We start from the raw sequence: 17,156 nt of genomic DNA on the forward strand, positions 1-17,156 counted from the left end.
ACCCCTTCGGGGCTGTATCAGGAATGACACAATCGAAGAGGCAAGGATGCGTGAAGTGGATATGTTGGGCGTGACGATTGATGTGCTGGATGCCGAGGACAGTCTGGTCGACTGCCCGGTGGATAGCTATGCGGTATTTAACGATGACGGCTGGATGGCGGTACATCGGCAGGCGGAGCAGGCTATTCCCCTGCATATCGATCCGCTGCCGAGTCTCAAAGCGGCGCTGAAAGAGGTGCTCTGCGTCACGCTGGGGTTAATCGCAGATAAGGCGGCGAGAACCATCGGGTTTAATATAAACGATATTCGCTTCAGATGGCTCTCCATTACAGCGATGTGCGTAGTCATTGTAGAGCCAAAACTCTGTTATACCGTTGAGATCTTTGTCATTTTTTTTATTATAGAATGTCATGACGGCTATTTCGTGGTCTCCTGTATCTTGGTATTTCTGATATTCGGTTAACATGGATTGATCCCACCAGTGAGCTAACGGCCTCTTACCACTGAGTGGAGAATCTACACTTTTCTCATAAAAAACAGCAGAGTATTCATCACCATTCTTATCAAAAGGATGTTGTTTGAAGTAATTCATAATCAAGTCAATGAGTGCTTGTTGCCCTTTAGGCGGATTGTTTATCACATAATGAAGTTTGTTTTCAGTTAATTTAATAGTCGGTGTAGAAAAAGACAAATAGGCTGAAACCGGGCCAATATAATTAATCCATAGCAATGTAAAAGCATATAGAAATGTATTCCATCCCACGAAACGCCATTTATGAGCAAATCGACGGCGTAGAAAGATAAGCGTAGATACAGGACTCAGGACTAACATCAACGGCAGCATCGTGGAATAGTGCATGTACAAAAAGGAGTCTTCATCGAATTGATAAAGTCGTCCCACGACCAGGATGAGGTAATTCACAACCAGAAAAGCAAAGGTAAAATTCATAACGTTCCCTTTATGGGGTAGTCCATTTCCATAACGGTGATGAATGGTTTATACCCGAACTGCTTCATATGTTGCAGGATAAACCAGCCTCGGAACCCTACAAGCATGCCATATTTTTTTATAGAGCCGTTGGTCGGATCGGGGCCGATGTCTGGAATATCTAACCCAAAATGGTCGTAGAACGTGACGCGAACCTTACCGGTATAAAAGCGTCCTACGCGGTCATACTTAACCAGTTCTGCTTTAGCTGCCCAGACATCGTTAATTGACATAGTCAATCCCCCGATAATATCTGAAGTTCTATGGAAGGCTGGAGGACGTAACTTATTTTCATTTTCTTTTTTATACGGCTGCATCCATTCTTCCAGAGGCAAAGCATTAATTTCGCCCTTTTTTAATAGAATTGTCCCGTTTATACCGCTCAACAACGTGGTAACAAACGCTTGAGTATCTGGATGAGCGCGCACCGCGCGTGTCAGAGCGGGGTGCCTGAACTCTCCGCCTTCCTTCTTTTGGAATTTGGCGATCATCGCCAAGATGACCATCTCCAGTTCCCCCGTAGAAAAAAGGCTCGTTGCCATTTCTCTGAATTTATAAAAGAAAATATCAGGGGACTCGAAGTCAACCATCCAGTCATCCACGTCAAACATGTGCGTATGCATATAGGTGGGAATGGCGGTGATTTCTTCTTTGGTCATATCACCGTAAAGCATATCCGCCGCCGGCGTTCCATCGGCGTTTAATCCCGGCTTTCGCTTAGTCTCGTACACCAAAATGGGGAGATCAATCCGCGTCGCACTGGTGGTGTCGGTGACTTCGGTGACCTTGAGCGTCGGCTCGGGTTCGGTTCGCGGCGTGGCAGGTCGGGGCGCAAATCCCCAACCCGCTTTCTGTGCCGGCGCATTCACCCTGGCGCGGTCATAGGCATTCCGGACGGCATTGGCGAAATCGCGGTGGGCGTTGATGTCTAAGGTGCCCGCCGTCAATGAACAACAGGCGTGCTCTTGCGAGCCTAATACGACGGTTCTGGCATCCAGCGCACTGCCTTTTTCGGGCGGCAGGATGCGGGTAAATTCCTCCGGCGTCAGTTCATCAATACGCTTGGTGATCAGCATGTTTCATTCCCTGTAAATGGATTCATCCTTGTGGCGCGCGGATATTCTATGCGCCGCTTATTGTTATGTAAATGAACGATATGCCACGAAAAAACCGCCGAATTCGGCGGTTTAATTTTCCCTGGTGTCGGCATGTGTTTTTAGTATGCAGACTCATGATGACATCAGGGCTGTTTATTTTATAAACGTTTCTAAAGATCGATTTCTCGATTTCGATCGGTATGAGCGATCAATCGTTCAAGCTGGTTTTCGCTACCGACTGCGGCATTACTCAGGTTCATCCGGCCAGGTGATATCCGGCGCGGTTGACGTATCAATGGATTGCAAGGTCTGAATGTATTTCATCCAGGCAATCAGGCGGGCTTTGTCCTCGTCACTGATAAGGCCAAGCTGTAATTCAGTCTGCCACAGGTTGATAGCGCCTTTCGCCGCCGCCAGAAGCGTCGTTTTTTTCTGCTCGGCGTCCTGTACCTGGCCGCGTTTTAAGGCGTCCTCATCAATGACCCATTGGTTGCCGTTCCAGGTGTCGTAAGGCGTTGAGGGGGCGATGGCCGTCACGTTGTCGGGATAATCGCCCGGTACGGTGATTTCAACAGGCAAACCGCTGATTTTGTCATACACCGTTTCGCCTCGGTGGTCGGGAACATATTCCCACTTATCTGCGCCGACCGTGCGGCAAACGGCAAAACCGGCTTTCATATTGCCCGGCGCATCGCTGCAAGAGTTCGCGGGAATACCCACGCCCACGGCGAGATACTCGACGGAAGAAGACCGATATTCGCGCGTGTCGCCGTCAAAGTTATAGACAGTAATGTCACCGGCTCGGGTAGCAATGCCGTGGTTATTCAGTACCGCTTTCGCCATCATGCCGCCCTCACAATATAGTTAAATGACACGTTACGGGGGCGAACATAGGCGCGTCCCCGAGAACCATGATTACTTCCTAAGGACAATGAACTTGCCGCGCCGGTTTCACCCGTATTAAAGGGACGCTCGCTGTTACCAAAACCAATGGCGGCCGCTTCTGTATTCGCCTCAATATTGGCCTGTATCCAGCTCGCTTCCTGCATACTGAGCAGGTCACGACCGCTGTCGAGACCCCTGCCATCATCCCAGCCACGGATAAACTCGCCGCGTAAATCAGGCAAATTGCCGGAAGGGTACGCCATGGCCAGCGTCGGATATTCCGCCTTATCAAAGGGCGCGCCATTGCATTTCAGCCAGCCCTGGGGCGGGGTTGCCTGCGGCCACGGCTGCGGAACGCCGACTGGAAGGTAGCGATCGATATCGGCAGTTTTAAGGTACTGCGGGTGGGGATGCGTGGCGGCCAAATGCGCGGCCAGCAGGCTATCCGCATAGCCCTTCACCTCAATCGCCTTATCGTCCACGTACTGACGCGTCGCCAGCACCACCGACGGGTCGATTTTCAGCGTCACGGCGTCGGTGCTGTTGACGATGAGGATCATGCGCACGGTCTGGGTGCGGCCGCTGCCTTCCTGCAACTGTGGCTTGTAGGTTTCCGCGCAGTTGGCGACGGCAATCATCACCCCGTCGGCGTCGAACAGGCCAATCTCGCGGATCCAGAATCCGCCCTCGTTTTCGGGGATGATCTGCTCGGCGATAATCTGGCTGCTGTTGGCCGCATCAATAGTTAGCGCGTTCAACGCCGCCCGCCGTTTTTCGCCGATAAGCGTGGTCTGCGCCGGGTCGGGTGTCGGCAGCGTGCCGCCGCCATCGCCGACGGCCATCTGGGTGATCGGCACCTGATTGCCCAGGGCGGCGGCGTTCGCCAGCCGGGCCGCGCCCTGATGGGTCAGCAGGGCAAAGTATTTTGTCGTCATACGCGCACTTCCATTAGGTCAATGAGTTGCACCGCTGCGGCGGTATAGCCTGGCCCGCTCACGGTGATAGTTTCAGGGGTATAGGGGTAAACGGTCAGCTCGTCGCCGCTGTAGCAGGCGGCGGCTACCGGTAAAGCGCCGTAGGCGTCGAGGGTGATAGACAGTCCTGTCAGGTGCCGACTGCATGGTCTGGCACCGGCAATCAACCGCTCCAGTTCGGTGTAGGTCTCCTCGCTGATCCCTTGCTCCTGCACGCCGATATCGAGCCGGAACGTGCCGGGCTGGCCGCCCGTTTGCCACCACTCGTCGATACGGATCAGATAACCGAAGGGTTCCACGACGCGCCGCAGCGCGCCGAGCGTTCCCTTGTGCCGATGCACAAAGTAGGCGTCTTTGATCACCTGGCGTTTCACCGTCTCCGGCCATTGCTCATCCCAGCGATCGACCGAAAAAGCCCAGGCGAGATAAGGCAGGAACGACGCCGGGCAGGCGTCCGGGTTCCACAGTTGGCGGACAGGGACCGACAACGCGCTGATATCGCCGCACGCCTTAGCAAGTCGGCGCTCCAGCATGGACGATCCGGGCGGCAGCAGGCTGTTATTCATCGCTGCCTCCGGTTAACACCTGCCAGCCGGTGCAGTAGGCGGCCTGGGTGCTGTCCAGCACCACGTCGGCCGTCGGCGACAGCAGTTCCACCCGCTGCACGCCCTCCACATGCAGGGCGGCATACAGCGCGGAAAGCCGGATATCTCGGCCCAGCCGGCGCTGGGCGGTGATGTAACTTTGCAGTCGCGTCTGCGCTGCGGCACGAACGGGTTCGGCCTCCGGTCCCGGATAGAGATAGAGCCGGGCCTCCACCGCGTAAGCGATAATCGTGGCCGTTTGCACCGTGACCCGATCGGCCACCGGGCGCACCGCCTCATCGTTCAACGCCTGACTGACGACGGCCAGCAGGTCGTCCGAGGCGGTGCCGTCTCCTTCGCGTGATAACACAGTGACGGTCACCGCCGCCGGGGCTGGACTGATGGCGCTGGCATCGGAGACGCGCCCGTCGGCGCTCAGCGCATGAAACTCATAGGCGCCGGTCGGTCCGGCTACGCTCAGCCCCTCGAATGCGGCGGGGATCCGCTGGCGCAGGTCGTCGTCGCTTTCCATCACGGCGTCGACGGGCGGGATGGATGACGTATCCGCCGGCGTCACGGTCAGGCGCTGCACGTTGACGTTGGCGGCCAACTGGTCCAGATCGCTGCCCAGCGCATAGGCCACCATGCAGGCTTTGGCGGTTTCGTTGATGCGTTGCAGCAGTAGGATCTCCCGGTAGGCGTTTTCCTGCAGCAGCTTCACCATCGGCTCCGATTCCAGCGCCAGCGTCGCGGCGACCGCCGCCTGTTCATCCTCGGGATACAGCGCCAGTAAGGCTGCTTTGCGCGCGTTAAACACGGTGTCAAAGTCGGGTACTTCGACGATAGCCGGGGCCGGCAGTTGGGACAGGTCAATCAGGCTCATGCGTTACTCCCTACCGGAATGGACAGGCTCAGCGACTGGCCGTCAGTCAGTTCACCGGTCAGCTCGACTGCCAGACTCCCGTCAAAGCCGGTGTGCAACTGGACGGCACTCAAACGGACGCGCGGCTCCCAGCGGTTCAGCGCGGTGTAGATGGCGGACATCACCTGCAGGCGCGTCGCGTTATTTTGGGGCTGGTCGATCAGCGCCGACAGCAGCGAGCCGTATTCGCGTCGGGCCAGCCGGGAGCCGATGGGCGTCATCAGAATATCGCGCATCGACTGGCGCAAATGATCGCTGTCCGTGACCCGCTGGCCGGTGCGTTGTGCCATGCCGAGATACCGCATTACATCGGTCCTCCGGTGGGGCCGGGGCCGGGCAGTACTCCGCTATGAACGTGGGTGTGAACCACCACGCCGTTAGAACTCATCGCGCCGCCGGAGTGCGTAACGGGGCCGTTGATGGTGGTCTGGCCCGCGTCAATGGTCAGCTGTCCGGTGGTCAACGCGATGCTATCGGCCGCCTCAATCGCCACGCTTTTAATGCCGCGGATCAGCAGGCGACCGTTTTCCGGCTCGTATTCGAAGTGGCCGCCGTCGGGAAACAGCGTCACCAGCGCCTCATCCGAGGTCGATGGCGGCGGGTTTTCCGAGGAGAAGATGGCTGGCAACACAAAGGCCGTGGTGAGTTCGCCGCCGAGACTCAGCAGCAATACCTGTTCGCCCGGCGACGGTTTCCACCAGGTGCGGGCCGTGCCGGCGCGCGTGGTCAGCCAGTTGAGCCAGCCGGTTTGCAGGTTGCCGGTTTGAACCCGACACAGCCAGCGCGTGTTATCCACGTCCGTGATAACGCCGGTGCGCACGATGTTCAGCAGCAGGCGCATGATTTCAGTGAGTTGTTCATTCATGAGGACAGCCTGCCAGCAATACCGCGATCCCTCACCGGTCGGCCATTGTGCGGTGCAAGAGACAATTTAGCGGCCAAGGTGGGCGACTATCTTATCGGCGATGAGCCGGGTCTGCTGTTCCTCCAGCCCCAGCAACTGCCGTTGTTCGTACTGGACCACCGCGCCGCCCGGTCGGACCCGATCCCGCAGGCCATAGTGATGCACGCGGGCAATGCGCTGCACCGCGCCGGTAAATTCCACACCGGCCACATCGGCCGAGGCGGTGGCTTTCAGGTATTTGGCCGTGCGCAGCTTGCTGAACATCTGACGGCGGATCCGCCCGGTTTTGTGGCGTGACGTCGCGCGTCGCGGCGCGTAGGCGGTGCCGTCGGGATTTTTTTGCAGGCGGATGCGGGCCTGTTGCTGTTGGCGCAGCGTACGCGCCACCTCACGCATCAGCGTTTTACGTTCGCCGGCCGACAGCCGGGTCAACAGCGCCGTCAGCCATTCGTCCAGACGCTGCGTGTCAGCCATGCGGCACCGTCCAGCATTCTTCGAACGGTGCCGGCTCTGGGATAGCGGCCACCATCTGGGCACCATCCCGTTCGCTGATCAGCACCCGTTCCGTCAGTTTCAGGTTGATACTGAGATCGCAGCTTTGGTGATTGAGGATATCGACCTCGAAGCTCAACGCCGGGTCGCGACTGTCCGGGGAGGCCAGCGCATCCGGCTGATGCTCCCGCAGCCAGTGCAGGATAGGCGCCATCAGCAGATTCTGGTCGCCGGCAAAATCGGTAATGACCATATTCAGCGTGTAGCGATACTCCCAGGAGAGCGACGGCGCCAGCGTGCCGATCACCGCGCCGTTGTCGACGAACAGGTGCAGGCACTCAGGGTTAGCACTGATGGCCGGCACCGCCTCAGTCAGGGCGCGGCGCAGCGAGGGCGGTTTTTGCATCGAAGGACTCCTGACAGGCAAGGATGATATCCACCTGATCCGCGCACAGGGCCAGCGCGGCTTCGGTGGCGTCCAGTTGGTTATTCAGATCGCCGTTAGTCTGCGGGCTGGCCGCCGGAAACCGGCAGGGCGTCAGCCTGGGACAGCCATTGACGGTAAGCGTGACCGCCGGCGAGGGCGGGACGCTGGCGCAGCCGGACAACATCAGCAGGCAGCCGAGCATCAGCCCAGCGCCGCACCTCTTCATTTTCACGGGTTAACCTCGCTATGGTTTTTTGTCGGGCGGCCAGCGCCGTCTGGGTATCAGCGGCCAGCGCGCGCAGCCGGGCCTGTGCTTTGTCGTTACGTTCGGCCAGCGCGTTTAATTCCCGCAGCTGGCGCTCGCGTTCATCCAGCGCCGCGCGTTGTACCGTCAGCGTCATCGACTGCCGATCGGCAATCATCTGTATGTGGTGCAGTCGCCAGGACTGCATCCCCAGCGCCACGGCCAGCAGACCGAGGACGACGGCGCGCCAGTGGGACAGTAGCCAGGAGAACGCCGTCATAGCGTGACCCGCTCGCGCACCCAGCCATACAAAAACGCCTCGTTGGCGGCGCGCTGCTCGGCCAGCTCCAGATAGCGGGCGCCCTGGCTGCAGTTCAGCGCGCGCAGCAAGACGCGATGACCGTCGGCCCCGCGCGCATCCAGATACTGACGTAAGGCGGTGAGGGTCCGCGGGCCGATATTGCCGTCCGGCTGCAGGTCCGGGTAAAGGCGGCCGCCGTCGTTCAACGCCGTCAGCCAGCGCTGGAGCCAGCGCGTTGATACGCCCGGCCCCATGTTGATGCCGGTATCGCACAGCTCCGCGGCGATAGCGGGCGACACCTCCGCCACCTGGTCATAGCGCGGGCCGTACCAGTAATCCGCCTCGTAGATCGCCAGCGCCGCGTCGCGCGTCAGGGCGCGCATCTCGCCCTGATACCCGTGCGCTCGTGCCACCGCTTCGGTCACGCCCCAGTGCGTCGGGCCGCCCTTGTCCGCCGGGTGATCGACATAGCCCCCTTCGCGGGAGAGGATGGCATTAAAGATGTCTGTCGCTGTCATGGCTGATGCTCCTTGATGGATTATTCCGCCGGGCCGTTGCCGGAGGGATTGCCGTCGCTCCAGCGCTTGGCGCGCCGCTGGATAATCAGCTCTACGGTTTGATAACCGGCGATCCCCAGCGCCGCGCCGATGCCGTTGATGGCGACCGGTGACAGGTCGGGAAACTGCACCAGCGCCACGCCCGCGATCATGGAGACGAAGCCGCCCAGCAACACGCGGCCGACAAACAGGCGCAGGGTGACCGGTTCGCCGCCGGCCAGCACTTTGCCGCAGGCGATCAACACGCCGATGATGAACAGCGACAAAATGTTTTTTTCAGGTTCATTCATGATTCAGTCCCAGAGTCGTACGGTCTGCTGAACGGGCGCCGACACCACGTCGGGAAGCTCCACCCACAGGCCGTGAGGTAAAAAGGGGCCGTGCTCAGCCAGCCCCGGATTAGCGTTCAACACCTGCTCGGTCATGCCTTGCGTGCGCCCGTAGTAGCGCCAGCACAGGGCGTCGACCGTGTCATACTGCTGCGCATGCACTTTCATCAGATCAGCTCGACCGTGCAGTGCGGCGCATCCTGCACCCGGCTGATCGCCCAGCGCGCATCGCGCCACAGCTCGCCGCTGGCTTCCGCCAGTTCCTCGCCGCGCTTGACGCCGGACGCCGTGGCGTCGTAGTCCTGATAACGTTCATTCAGCACGGCGCGCGCCCAGCAAAACACGGCGTTCTGGTAGTGCTGTAGGCGCACGCTGTTGCCGTCCAGCACCTCGGCTGGCACGGCGGCCAACGTGAGATACCCCTGCCTTTGCTGGCGTTGGCGGAAGTCGAACAGTTCCGCGTTGACCTCCGACATGGCGGTGAGCACCACCTGCTTTAGACGCGGCGGCGTCATGGTGCCGTCGATGCGCATCACGCTGCGAAATGCCGACAGATCCACGTCCGGCCAGAACGGCGTGTTTTCGATGGTCTCCGCCTGTTCCGGCGCCGGTTCGGGCGCAACAAACTTCATGCGGCTTTCTCCTGAATAAGGGGGCGGTGAACGGGGTTTTGATGCGGCGCTGCCTGTCGCCACCCCGTGCCGCCCGTGCGCGGGGCACGTTCCGTTAGCGGTCGTTGCGCAGTTTGCGCTCCAACTGCTGTTTGTCTTTTTTCACGCCGCAGCGGGGATCGAGTTGCAGCGCATGGGTGAGGTGATTGAGGGCCGCGGCCGGATGGCTGTCGCTCAGCACGCCGCCGAGGGCTTTGTGCAATCGCGCCCGCGACTGGTCCGGCATATCCAGCCCGTCCGTCAGGTCCAGCGTTTGCAGCAGCAGGTCGGCGTCGAAAGCGGCCGAGGCGACCAGGGCGTGTTGCGCCGCGTCGGCGATCTCCTCGACCAGCACGGTTTGCACGTTCCGGTTGCCGATCGGCATCACCCAGCCGTGGCGCAGCGCGTGACGCCCGATGGCGAGCGCGCCGGCATAGTCCCCGGCGTCAATGCGCCACAGCATCACGAACATCAACACGTCATCCTGCTGCGTGCCGCCGGCCGTCAGTACGCCCTCGGCCCAGGCGGCGTACTTCGGCAGCAGCTCGACCTTGAGTTCGGCCTTTTTGACCGTGGACTGGACGCCTTTCAGGCGGCGGCGATCTTCCGCCAGTTGCGGCAGCATCAGGTCATAGCCGGTCGCGTGGCCAACACTGCCGCCCTGTCGGGCGGCCTCCTTTGCCTGGATAAAACGGGTATGGGTACGAAAGGGATTCGTCACGGATCACGCTCCGCTTTCACTGCTGCCCGCGATGGGTGTTTCCGCTGCGACAGTTTCCGGCTCTGCATTCATGGACTTGACCACGCTGGCCGCCACCGTCGCGATGCGTTCAATCTCGGCATCGCTCAGCGCTTCATGGGGGTCGGCATCAGCGGCAGCCAGTAACTCAATGTTTTCGATCAGGCAGGTGCAGTCGTAGTCCTCAACCACATACGCTTCATTGACGGATTCGAAGTTCTCCACGCGATCGCGCTTCGGATTGTCAATGACCGCCCGGCGGCGGGTATCTTCCTGCCAGTAGATCGACAGGTTATCCAGACGGGTGATCAGCAGCGCGTTGGCGGGGAAGAAAGGCGCACGTACGGCGGGCAGATTGCCGATGCGCTTCGAACTGATAATCAGGTCGGCGGCGATTTTCTCGCTGTTGGGCTGGTCCTGATTGACCAAAGGGAAATATTTGTCGGCCAGCAGCTCGCGACCGCAGATCACCACCAGTTCGGTGTCGTCCTGATACTGCACGGCAATTTTCTCGCTGACGGCCGCCATCACCATCGCGTCGAGGTTGTGGAACACGCCGCCTTTGCCGATGGTGATCTTCTCGCCAATCACCGTGCCATCTTCGGCAATCACCTGACTCATCACCTGCGAGGGTTTTTCCTGACGGATTTTTTCCAGCCAGCCGATATTCACGTCCTGCAGCAGCGGGTTTTGCAACCGGTTTGAGGTTTTTTCACGCTTCACGCCGTTGAAGCCGATCATGATGCGGTCCAGCGCCTGACGCTTCACGATGGCGTCGCGGATGCGCACCTGAAAGTCCTGGAACTTCGCCCACATATCCAGTTTCGGGTAAGGCAGCGCCGTATCGAAGTTGGTCTGTGTGCATTTGTAGCCATCACCGTCGATGTAGGTCGGGTCGGTCGGCTCACGCTCTTTGGTGCTGGTATCGGTGGTGCCGGCGATGGTGCTGCCAATCCCCAGCCCCAGACGTTCGCCGCTTTGCTCGTCGACCGGCACTACGTTGATTTCCGTCAAAAAGGCGGAGGATTCCTGAATTTTGGACTCCAGCGTCTGCGTGACCGACGGTTCGACGGTGAACTTGCTGTTCAGGTCCGACAGGCTGACGTCGTTGATTTTTGCCAGCTGCGTCAGGAAGGCGTTGAACTTGAATTTGGTTTCTTTTTTCATCTGATTGTCTTCTCGATTCGTAAAAGGGAAAGGCGCGCCGGCCTTATCAGCAGTCGGTCAGCGCTTCGCCGGCGCCCGTGCTGCCCGGTGTTTTGGGGCGAACATCTTGGCGGCTGTCTTCGCGGCTCAGCGTTTGCTCCAGTGCCGCAAACGCGGCCTGCTGCGCTTGCAGGGAAGATTCCAGCACGGCGAGACGGTCGGCCTGTTCGGTCAGGGCCTGGTCGGTGCGATCGCTCAGGTGCTGTTGCTCCGTGGCGACCAGCTCCACGGCGTTATGCACGTCAGAGAAACGGGCGTCGTCGGACTCCGCTTTTTTAGTGAACAGCGCGGTGACGCGGGTAAACAGGGAAGGTTTGTCGTCGGGAATTTCTTCCAGCTCGATCACCGTTTCTTCTGCGGCGGTAAACAGGTTGCCGGGATGCTGCTTGCGGTTCGCCAGCGGGTTATGCGCCGCGCTGGCGCTGAACGTCAGCATTTCGGTGCCGAGGCTGGCCGGATCGTCGGTCACGGCCAGGCCGACCAGATAGGCTTCGCCGGTATCCGCAAATTCCGGGTTCACTTCAATCGAGGTATAAATTTTCTGCCGCGCCTGGGTCATGGCGATCAGCTCATCGGTCGGGTCGATATAGCCATACAACGCCAACTTGCCTTTTAGCGGACCGTCGCCAATCTCTTCGGCTTCCACTTTGGCCACGTCGCCGAACCGGCGAAACGCACTGTCGGCGGCATACCCGCGAATGTGCTCCATGTTGATGCGCGCACCGTACAGGGTCGGGTCGTAGTTCTTCGCCATCTGCGAAATCCAGGCGCGCGAGATCACCCGCCCATCGGTCGTGGCGCCTTCCACCGCGATGCGAAAACGCTTTGCTTTCACTGTCATGAGCCATGCTCCGTTAAAAAAACTGTCTGGAGCCTTATGGTTGCGGTGATGGGGGGAGCGAGACAACGCGCGCACCTTGTGCGGTTAACGGCACAAGCGGCCGTCAGGGAAAGCCAGTGATCAAGACCGTAGGCTTGTGCCATGAACTCAACACTGACCCCCGCAGATCTCGATCCCCGTCGGCAGGCCATGCTGCTTTACTTTCAGGGATACCGTGTCGCCCGCATTGCTGAAATGCTGGGAGAGAAACCCGCAACCGTTCACAGCTGGAAGAAGCGCGACAAGTGGGGAGAATATGGGCCGCTGGATCAGATGCAGCTCACCACCGCCGCGCGTTACTGCCAGCTCATCATGAAGGAGCAAAAAGAAGGGAAGGACTTCAAAGAAATCGACCTGTTGGCGCGCCAGTCTGAGCGGCACGCCCGCATCGGCAAATTCACTCACGGCGGCAACGAAGCCGACCTGAACCCGAACGTCGCCAACCGCAACAAAGGCCCGCGTCGGGCACCGGAAAAAAACGTTTTCACCGACGAGCAACTCGACAAGCTGCAAGCGATTTTTCACGACTCGCTGTTTGCCTATCAGCGCCACTGGTATGAGGCCGGCAACCGTCACCGCATCCGTAACCTGCTCAAATCGCGCCAGATTGGGGCGACCTTTTTCTTTGCCCGCGAGGCGCTGATTGATGCGCTCACCACCGGGCGTAACCAGATATTCCTGTCGGCCAGCAAGGCGCAGGCGCACGTCTTCAAGCAGTACATCATCGACTTCGCCAAAGAGGTCGACGTGGAGCTGAAAGGCGACCCGATGACGCTGAACAACGGCGCGTGCCTTTACTTCCTCGGCACCAATGCCCGCACGGCGCAGAGCTATCACGGCAACCTGTATCTGGACGAATATTTCTGGATCCCCAAATTTCAGGAACTGCGCAAAGTCGCGTCTGGGATGGCCATCCATAAAAAATGGCGTCAGACCTACTTCTCGACGCCGTCCAGCCTGACCCACAGCGCCTATCCGTTCTGGTCCGGCGCGCTGTTCAACCGGGGCCGCGCCAAAGCGGACAAGGTAGACATTGACCTGACCCACGGCAATCTGTCCCCCGGCCTGTTGTGTCCTGACGGGCAATATCGGCAGATCGTCACGGTAGAAGACGCGGTGCGCGGCGGCTGTAACCTGTTCGACCTCGACCAGTTGCGCAGGGAGTACAGCCCGGACGAATACCAGAACCTGCTGATGTGCGAATTCATCGACGATTTGGCGTCGGTGTTCCCGCTCAGCGAGTTGCAGGCGTGCATGGTGGACAGCTGGGAAGTGTGGGCCGACTTTCAGGCTTTGGCGCTGCGGCCGTTCGGCTGGCGCGAAGTGTGGATCGGATATGACCCGGCGAAAGGCACACAGCACGGCGACAGTGCCGGGTGCGTCGTGGTAGCACCGCCGACCGTACCGGGCGGCAAGTTCCGTATTCTGGAACGTCACCAGTGGCGCGGGATGGACTTCCGCGCCCAGGCTGAGGCCATCCAGAAACTGACCCAGCAATACAACGTGACTTATATCGGCATCGACTCGACCGGCGTCGGTCACGGCGTGTATGAGAACGTGAAAGCGTTCTTTCCCGCCGTCCGGGAGTTCGTCTACAACCCCAACGTCAAAAACGCCCTGGTGCTTAAGGCTTACGACATTATCAGCCATCGCCGCTTGGAGTTCGACGCCGGTCACACCAACATCGCGCAGTCGTTCATGGCCATTCGCCGCGCCACCACAGCCAGCGGCAACCGTCCCACCTATGAGGCCAGCCGCAGCGAAGAAGCCAGCCACGCCGATCTGGCCTGGGCGACGATGCACGCACTATTTAACGAACCGCTGCAGGGCGAAGCCGCCAATACCAGCAACATTGTGGAGATTTTTTAATGGGCAAACGTAAGAACCGCGCGCATGCGCCGCAGCAACCGATGACCAACGGCGCGGCGGCGGAAGCCTTCACTTTCGGCGATCCGGTGCCGGTGCTGGACCGTCGCGAACTGCTCGACTACGTGGAATGCGTACAGGTGGATCGCTGGTATGAACCGCCGGTGAGTTTCGACGGGCTGGCGCGCACGTTCCGCGCCGCCGTGCATCACAGCTCGCCGATCAATGTGAAGCGTAACATCCTGACCAGCACGTTTATTCCGCACCCGCTGCTCAGTCAGCAGGCGTTCAGCCGTTTCGTGCTGGACTATCTGGTGTTCGGCAATGCCTATCTGGAGAAGCGCACCAACCGGCTCGGCGGCGTGCTATCACTGGAGCCAGCGCTGGCAAAATACACCCGGCGCGGCGTTGATCTCGATACCTACTGGTTTGTGCAGTACGGCCTGACGACGGAGCCTTACGAATTTACCCAGGGCAGCATTTTTCACCTGATGGAGCCGGATTTAAATCAGGAAGTCTACGGCCTGCCGGAATACCTGTCCGCCATCCCGTCGACGCTACTGAACGAGTCGGCCACGCTGTTCCGTCGCAAGTATTACCTCAACGGCAGTCACGCGGGATTCATCATGTATATGACCGATGCGGCGCAGAATCAGGAGGACGTGAACAACATCCGCCAGGCGATGAAAAGCGCCAAGGGACCGGGCAATTTCCGCAACCTGTTTATGTACTCGCCGAACGGCAAAAAGGACGGCATTCAGATCATCCCGCTGTCCGAGGTGGCCGCGAAAGATGAGTTTTTGAATATCAAGAACGTCAGCCGCGATGACATGATGGCTGCGCATCGCGTGCCGCCGCAAATGATGGGGATAATGCCGAGTAATGCGGGCGGATTTGGGGATGTGGAGAAAGCGAGCCATGTCTTTGTTCGCAATGAACTGATGCCCTTACAACGTCGTTTGGAAGAACTAAACGCTTGGCTTGGCGACGAGGTGATCCGCTGGCAGCCATACATACTGGAGCAGAAAGGAGACTAGCTCCCCGATTAATTCCCCCCTTACAGCGTCTCAGCAGCATTCTGCGAGGCGCTTTTTTGTTTTGTACCGCCCTTCGATCGACGCTACCAAACTGCGGGTGTCCCCCCAAATTTTAACCATTTCACCCCACAGCGCGCGCTCGTATCCCCGCCACGCCTGCCCGCTTTATGTAGTGGTTTTCATGCACCTGCATGACATAAGAAAAAGCCCGCCAGTTCTGGCGGGCCTCATCAAAAACGATCCTCAAACGATCGTGCGAATTCATGCAGTGTAGTCATGCACTACCTTGTTCCGCATCGTCTGTAGTCCTTCGCATGCGAGGTGATGACTTTTTGCCACCCAACTTGCGGCAGTCTTTTCTGTCTCGCGCTTCATCCTCTTTAAATTTGTTGTACGTTTCAGTATCAAAGAACGAGATAGTTTCAATTTCATCTTTTGGAATCAGCACACGGAAATCCTGAATGTTCAGGTGCGACATTCCACTAATGACACCACTTTCAAGATAATGCTGATGGTAGTTAGTCGTGATACTTATCGTGAGGTCATCTTTATCACGATAGCCGCTCAGCATAGGGAGTATTTCAAGGTGTTCCGACAGCCCATTCTCCAGCGCGGGGCAAGTCACTAGACCTACATAGATTTTGCGTGATGAAAGTGTAGTGATGATAGGGAACTGGCGCACTGATGCTTCCATGATAAGTGACTCAAAAGCATTATTTCCCACAGCCTTTGCCAGTGCATCCCAACGACGATCACCTTTTGAAGTACGCCGCTTGTTTAGCCAACCAAACAGGGCCGCCAGTACTATTGAAATCACGACCCAAGCAATCTGTTTAATTTCATTGATACGCTGGGATTTATCGGTTGTAGAGGATAACATCCCGTTAAAGCTATCAGGAGTCAGGTTCAGCGCATTGGAGAACCAGCGAAACCCACCACAAATGTTAAGAACAAAGGTAAGGAAGCCACCAGTAAGGAAAAAAACAATTCCCCATGCTGCCACAAAAAAATAAGCGTCCCAGCCGTTGGAACGCTTATATCTATATCGCGCTGACAGTGAAAGGTTCACATATAGAAAACCGCTAACCAAAATCACTGCTAAAAGTAATGTCGCCATTATCGGGCTCTATTATAGTTTTTTTCTTTGACAGCATTCGTTTTGATACTTTCAAGCTTATCCATCTGATCTTTAATGGCTTTCATAGCTTTATCGTTGGACAAATCTACAGACACAAAACCATCTTTACTCAGATTGAGCTTGTCTTGGTTCTCTTTTAGAACCCGTGCCAAACGTTCAACTGGATTACCCAGTCTCAATGCGGCTATACTTGACATAACCCCCCCTTATTTATGTGGCGCGAAAGTGTACACTTCGTCACCCGCAATCACAACAGCTGATTCCTTACAACTAAGACAATCGTTTTAACTGTTGGTGCGCTACTTAACTTAAGTTCATCGCCCCTAATCACGCAAGATATTTCTGCTTTAACTCGTTGTATATAGCACATGTAGTGCTTCTTATTAAGAAGTAGGCACTAACAAAGACATTTCCTAACACCTCGAAAAACTAGTCGGTCAACCTTGCGAACGGTTAAAACCAGTTTTACCGTCCACGATGTTCCATCATGTAGCCAGCTGTCGTCTTCCCAAACCTGTTGCATAATCTCCATCATTAGCTTTTTGTTTTCATCAAGTTTCAACCCACTCAGCTCAACACCAGTGATGCTCTCCTTGCGGATATGAATTGCTGAGTTGGATATAAAGGGCGCGAATTACGATAATGCTCTAATTTCAAAAGTATTCAGTGTCACCAGACTGATCTATGAGCTTTCTTTCTATCGCTCACTATTTCTGCACACATACAGAGTCCTCTTGACTGGCAACATCCATCGAACGGTTGTATTCATAGATCCTGATTTTTGCCATAAGCTCACCAGTCATCTCAGAAACCCACTGGATGGCCAGATGTTTTTCTTCATCGCTGCACTCACTCGCTGCCACAAGCTTGATAAAAAAATCAATGCGTTGGAGCTTCAACGACTCCAAAAAATAATCCTGCATCTTCCCTCCCATT

General features: G+C 57.5%; 24 protein-coding genes and 1 pseudogene. 3 read left to right on the forward strand and 22 right to left on the reverse strand.

Annotation, left to right across the window (positions count from 1 at the left end; translation table 11 throughout):
• Positions 1-46: 46 nt before the first annotated feature.
• A complete protein-coding gene (locus I6N93_RS14190; protein WP_085688461.1) occupies positions 47-463 on the forward strand; it encodes a hypothetical protein in 417 nt (138 codons plus the stop codon).
• A 482-nt stretch (positions 464-945) separates the two neighbouring features.
• Here I6N93_RS14190 and I6N93_RS14195 read toward each other — a convergent pair whose 3' ends face one another.
• The 18 genes from I6N93_RS14195 to I6N93_RS14275 form a co-directional block, all read right to left on the reverse strand.
• Positions 946-2,064 (reverse strand): DUF3289 family protein, encoded by a 1,119-nt coding sequence (locus I6N93_RS14195; protein WP_197669166.1) that lies wholly within the window; start codon positions 2,062-2,064, stop codon positions 946-948.
• A gap of 267 nt (positions 2,065-2,331) precedes the next feature.
• Entirely contained in the window at positions 2,332-2,928 is a 597-nt protein-coding gene (locus I6N93_RS14200) for a tail fiber assembly protein (protein ID WP_112093007.1), read from the reverse strand.
• Positions 2,928-3,905 (reverse strand): phage tail-collar fiber domain-containing protein, encoded by a 978-nt coding sequence (locus I6N93_RS14205; RefSeq protein ID WP_197669167.1) that lies wholly within the window; start codon positions 3,903-3,905, stop codon positions 2,928-2,930. The genes I6N93_RS14200 and I6N93_RS14205 overlap by 1 nt, the downstream gene beginning before the upstream one ends.
• Positions 3,902-4,510, reverse strand: coding sequence for a phage tail protein I (locus I6N93_RS14210; RefSeq protein ID WP_085690117.1), 609 nt, complete (start codon positions 4,508-4,510; stop codon positions 3,902-3,904). Before I6N93_RS14210 ends, I6N93_RS14205 begins: the two co-directional genes overlap by 4 nt.
• Entirely contained in the window at positions 4,503-5,411 is a 909-nt protein-coding gene (locus I6N93_RS14215) for a baseplate assembly protein (RefSeq protein ID WP_085653596.1), read from the reverse strand. Before I6N93_RS14215 ends, I6N93_RS14210 begins: the two co-directional genes overlap by 8 nt.
• A complete protein-coding gene (locus I6N93_RS14220; protein WP_085690119.1) occupies positions 5,408-5,755 on the reverse strand; it encodes a GPW/gp25 family protein in 348 nt (115 codons plus the stop codon). Before I6N93_RS14220 ends, I6N93_RS14215 begins: the two co-directional genes overlap by 4 nt.
• Positions 5,755-6,315, reverse strand: a complete 561-nt coding sequence (locus tag I6N93_RS14225; RefSeq protein WP_085690120.1) for a phage baseplate assembly protein V — start codon at positions 6,313-6,315, stop codon at positions 5,755-5,757. The genes I6N93_RS14220 and I6N93_RS14225 overlap by 1 nt, the downstream gene beginning before the upstream one ends.
• A 66-nt stretch (positions 6,316-6,381) precedes the next feature.
• Positions 6,382-6,828, reverse strand: coding sequence for a phage virion morphogenesis protein (locus I6N93_RS14230; RefSeq protein WP_085690122.1), 447 nt, complete (start codon positions 6,826-6,828; stop codon positions 6,382-6,384).
• Positions 6,821-7,252, reverse strand: a complete 432-nt coding sequence (locus I6N93_RS14235; protein WP_085690124.1) for a phage tail protein — start codon at positions 7,250-7,252, stop codon at positions 6,821-6,823. Before I6N93_RS14235 ends, I6N93_RS14230 begins: the two co-directional genes overlap by 8 nt.
• Entirely contained in the window at positions 7,215-7,457 is a 243-nt protein-coding gene (lysC, locus tag I6N93_RS17300; protein ID WP_232100063.1) for an Rz1-like lysis system protein LysC, read from the reverse strand. The genes I6N93_RS14235 and lysC overlap by 38 nt, the downstream gene beginning before the upstream one ends.
• Complete coding sequence (gene lysB / locus I6N93_RS14240; RefSeq protein WP_085690126.1) at positions 7,348-7,797, reverse strand: Rz-like lysis system protein LysB; 450 nt, start codon at positions 7,795-7,797, stop codon at positions 7,348-7,350. Before lysB ends, lysC begins: the two co-directional genes overlap by 110 nt.
• Positions 7,794-8,336, reverse strand: a complete 543-nt coding sequence (locus I6N93_RS14245) for a glycoside hydrolase family 108 protein (RefSeq protein ID WP_085690128.1) — start codon at positions 8,334-8,336, stop codon at positions 7,794-7,796. The genes lysB and I6N93_RS14245 overlap by 4 nt, the downstream gene beginning before the upstream one ends.
• A 20-nt stretch (positions 8,337-8,356) precedes the next feature.
• Positions 8,357-8,665 carry a phage holin family protein gene (locus I6N93_RS14250; RefSeq protein ID WP_085653589.1) on the reverse strand — a complete coding sequence of 103 codons (309 nt, stop codon included), beginning with the start codon at positions 8,663-8,665 and terminating at the stop codon, positions 8,357-8,359.
• 3 nt (positions 8,666-8,668) lie between these two features.
• On the reverse strand, positions 8,669-8,872 hold the full coding sequence (locus I6N93_RS14255) for a tail protein X (protein ID WP_085653588.1): 204 nt from the start codon (positions 8,870-8,872) through the stop codon (positions 8,669-8,671).
• A complete protein-coding gene (locus I6N93_RS14260) occupies positions 8,872-9,336 on the reverse strand; it encodes a head completion/stabilization protein (RefSeq protein WP_085690130.1) in 465 nt (154 codons plus the stop codon). Before I6N93_RS14260 ends, I6N93_RS14255 begins: the two co-directional genes overlap by 1 nt.
• 94 nt (positions 9,337-9,430) lie before the next feature.
• The gene (gene gpM, locus I6N93_RS14265) at positions 9,431-10,075 is read right to left on the reverse strand and encodes a phage terminase small subunit (RefSeq protein WP_085690132.1); all 645 of its coding nucleotides are present in this window, start codon (positions 10,073-10,075) and stop codon (positions 9,431-9,433) included.
• 3 nt (positions 10,076-10,078) lie between these two features.
• On the reverse strand, positions 10,079-11,260 hold the full coding sequence (locus tag I6N93_RS14270; protein WP_085690134.1) for a phage major capsid protein, P2 family: 1,182 nt from the start codon (positions 11,258-11,260) through the stop codon (positions 10,079-10,081).
• A 46-nt stretch (positions 11,261-11,306) separates the two neighbouring features.
• A complete protein-coding gene (locus I6N93_RS14275) occupies positions 11,307-12,140 on the reverse strand; it encodes a GPO family capsid scaffolding protein (protein WP_085653584.1) in 834 nt (277 codons plus the stop codon).
• Positions 12,141-12,281: 141 nt separating this feature from the next.
• Here I6N93_RS14275 and I6N93_RS14280 point away from each other — a divergent pair, with 141 nt between their 5' ends.
• Both I6N93_RS14280 and I6N93_RS14285 read left to right on the forward strand, forming a co-directional pair.
• Positions 12,282-14,048 carry a terminase ATPase subunit family protein gene (locus I6N93_RS14280; RefSeq protein ID WP_085690136.1) on the forward strand — a complete coding sequence of 589 codons (1,767 nt, stop codon included), beginning with the start codon at positions 12,282-12,284 and terminating at the stop codon, positions 14,046-14,048.
• Positions 14,048-15,082: a phage portal protein gene (locus tag I6N93_RS14285; protein ID WP_085690138.1), complete on the forward strand. Its 1,035-nt coding sequence runs from the start codon at positions 14,048-14,050 to the stop codon at positions 15,080-15,082. Before I6N93_RS14280 ends, I6N93_RS14285 begins: the two co-directional genes overlap by 1 nt.
• Before the next feature lie 274 nt (positions 15,083-15,356).
• Here I6N93_RS14285 and I6N93_RS14290 read toward each other — a convergent pair whose 3' ends face one another.
• The 4 genes and pseudogenes from I6N93_RS14290 to I6N93_RS14305 all read right to left on the reverse strand — a co-directional run bounded on the left by I6N93_RS14290 (position 15,357) and on the right by I6N93_RS14305 (position 17,143).
• The gene (locus I6N93_RS14290) at positions 15,357-16,199 is read right to left on the reverse strand and encodes a hypothetical protein (protein ID WP_085690140.1); all 843 of its coding nucleotides are present in this window, start codon (positions 16,197-16,199) and stop codon (positions 15,357-15,359) included.
• Positions 16,199-16,417 carry a multidrug ABC transporter ATPase gene (locus I6N93_RS14295; protein WP_085690142.1) on the reverse strand — a complete coding sequence of 73 codons (219 nt, stop codon included), beginning with the start codon at positions 16,415-16,417 and terminating at the stop codon, positions 16,199-16,201. The genes I6N93_RS14290 and I6N93_RS14295 overlap by 1 nt, the downstream gene beginning before the upstream one ends.
• Before the next feature lie 290 nt (positions 16,418-16,707).
• A pseudogene (locus I6N93_RS17305) lies at positions 16,708-16,877 on the reverse strand (DinI-like family protein); the annotation flags it as partial.
• A 50-nt stretch (positions 16,878-16,927) separates the two neighbouring features.
• The gene (locus I6N93_RS14305) at positions 16,928-17,143 is read right to left on the reverse strand and encodes a hypothetical protein (protein ID WP_085690162.1); all 216 of its coding nucleotides are present in this window, start codon (positions 17,141-17,143) and stop codon (positions 16,928-16,930) included.
• Between the last annotated feature and the right edge of the window lie 13 nt (positions 17,144-17,156).

Source organism: Lonsdalea populi, from assembly GCF_015999465.1.
In the GTDB taxonomy this organism is placed as follows: Bacteria; Pseudomonadota; Gammaproteobacteria; order Enterobacterales; family Enterobacteriaceae; genus Lonsdalea; species Lonsdalea populi.

Bases quoted from the DNA above. Each gene is read 5' to 3' on its own strand.
- I6N93_RS14230 (WP_085690122.1), bottom strand. From the start codon at position 6,828: ATGGCTGACACGCAGCGTCTGGACGAATGGCTGACGGCGCTGTTGACC.
- I6N93_RS14205 (WP_197669167.1), bottom strand. From the start codon at position 3,905: ATGACGACAAAATACTTTGCCCTGCTGACCCATCAGGGCGCGGCCCGG.
- I6N93_RS14305 (WP_085690162.1), bottom strand. From the start codon at position 17,143: ATGCAGGATTATTTTTTGGAGTCGTTGAAGCTCCAACGCATTGATTTT.
- I6N93_RS14220 (WP_085690119.1), bottom strand. From the start codon at position 5,755: ATGCGGTATCTCGGCATGGCACAACGCACCGGCCAGCGGGTCACGGAC.
- I6N93_RS14255 (WP_085653588.1), bottom strand. From the start codon at position 8,872: ATGAAAGTGCATGCGCAGCAGTATGACACGGTCGACGCCCTGTGCTGG.
- I6N93_RS14210 (WP_085690117.1), bottom strand. From the start codon at position 4,510: ATGAATAACAGCCTGCTGCCGCCCGGATCGTCCATGCTGGAGCGCCGA.
- I6N93_RS14280 (WP_085690136.1), top strand. From the start codon at position 12,282: ATGAACTCAACACTGACCCCCGCAGATCTCGATCCCCGTCGGCAGGCC.
- I6N93_RS14190 (WP_085688461.1), top strand. From the start codon at position 47: ATGCGTGAAGTGGATATGTTGGGCGTGACGATTGATGTGCTGGATGCC.
- lysC (WP_232100063.1), bottom strand. From the start codon at position 7,457: ATGTTGTCCGGCTGCGCCAGCGTCCCGCCCTCGCCGGCGGTCACGCTT.
- lysB (WP_085690126.1), bottom strand. From the start codon at position 7,797: ATGACGGCGTTCTCCTGGCTACTGTCCCACTGGCGCGCCGTCGTCCTC.
- I6N93_RS14290 (WP_085690140.1), bottom strand. From the start codon at position 16,199: ATGGCGACATTACTTTTAGCAGTGATTTTGGTTAGCGGTTTTCTATAT.
- I6N93_RS14225 (WP_085690120.1), bottom strand. From the start codon at position 6,315: ATGAATGAACAACTCACTGAAATCATGCGCCTGCTGCTGAACATCGTG.
- I6N93_RS14285 (WP_085690138.1), top strand. From the start codon at position 14,048: ATGGGCAAACGTAAGAACCGCGCGCATGCGCCGCAGCAACCGATGACC.
- I6N93_RS14260 (WP_085690130.1), bottom strand. From the start codon at position 9,336: ATGAAGTTTGTTGCGCCCGAACCGGCGCCGGAACAGGCGGAGACCATC.
- I6N93_RS14200 (WP_112093007.1), bottom strand. From the start codon at position 2,928: ATGGCGAAAGCGGTACTGAATAACCACGGCATTGCTACCCGAGCCGGT.
- I6N93_RS14295 (WP_085690142.1), bottom strand. From the start codon at position 16,417: ATGTCAAGTATAGCCGCATTGAGACTGGGTAATCCAGTTGAACGTTTG.
- I6N93_RS14245 (WP_085690128.1), bottom strand. From the start codon at position 8,336: ATGACAGCGACAGACATCTTTAATGCCATCCTCTCCCGCGAAGGGGGC.
- I6N93_RS14250 (WP_085653589.1), bottom strand. From the start codon at position 8,665: ATGAATGAACCTGAAAAAAACATTTTGTCGCTGTTCATCATCGGCGTG.
- I6N93_RS14195 (WP_197669166.1), bottom strand. From the start codon at position 2,064: ATGCTGATCACCAAGCGTATTGATGAACTGACGCCGGAGGAATTTACC.
- I6N93_RS14215 (WP_085653596.1), bottom strand. From the start codon at position 5,411: ATGAGCCTGATTGACCTGTCCCAACTGCCGGCCCCGGCTATCGTCGAA.
- I6N93_RS14270 (WP_085690134.1), bottom strand. From the start codon at position 11,260: ATGAAAAAAGAAACCAAATTCAAGTTCAACGCCTTCCTGACGCAGCTG.
- I6N93_RS14275 (WP_085653584.1), bottom strand. From the start codon at position 12,140: ATGACAGTGAAAGCAAAGCGTTTTCGCATCGCGGTGGAAGGCGCCACG.
- I6N93_RS14235 (WP_085690124.1), bottom strand. From the start codon at position 7,252: ATGCAAAAACCGCCCTCGCTGCGCCGCGCCCTGACTGAGGCGGTGCCG.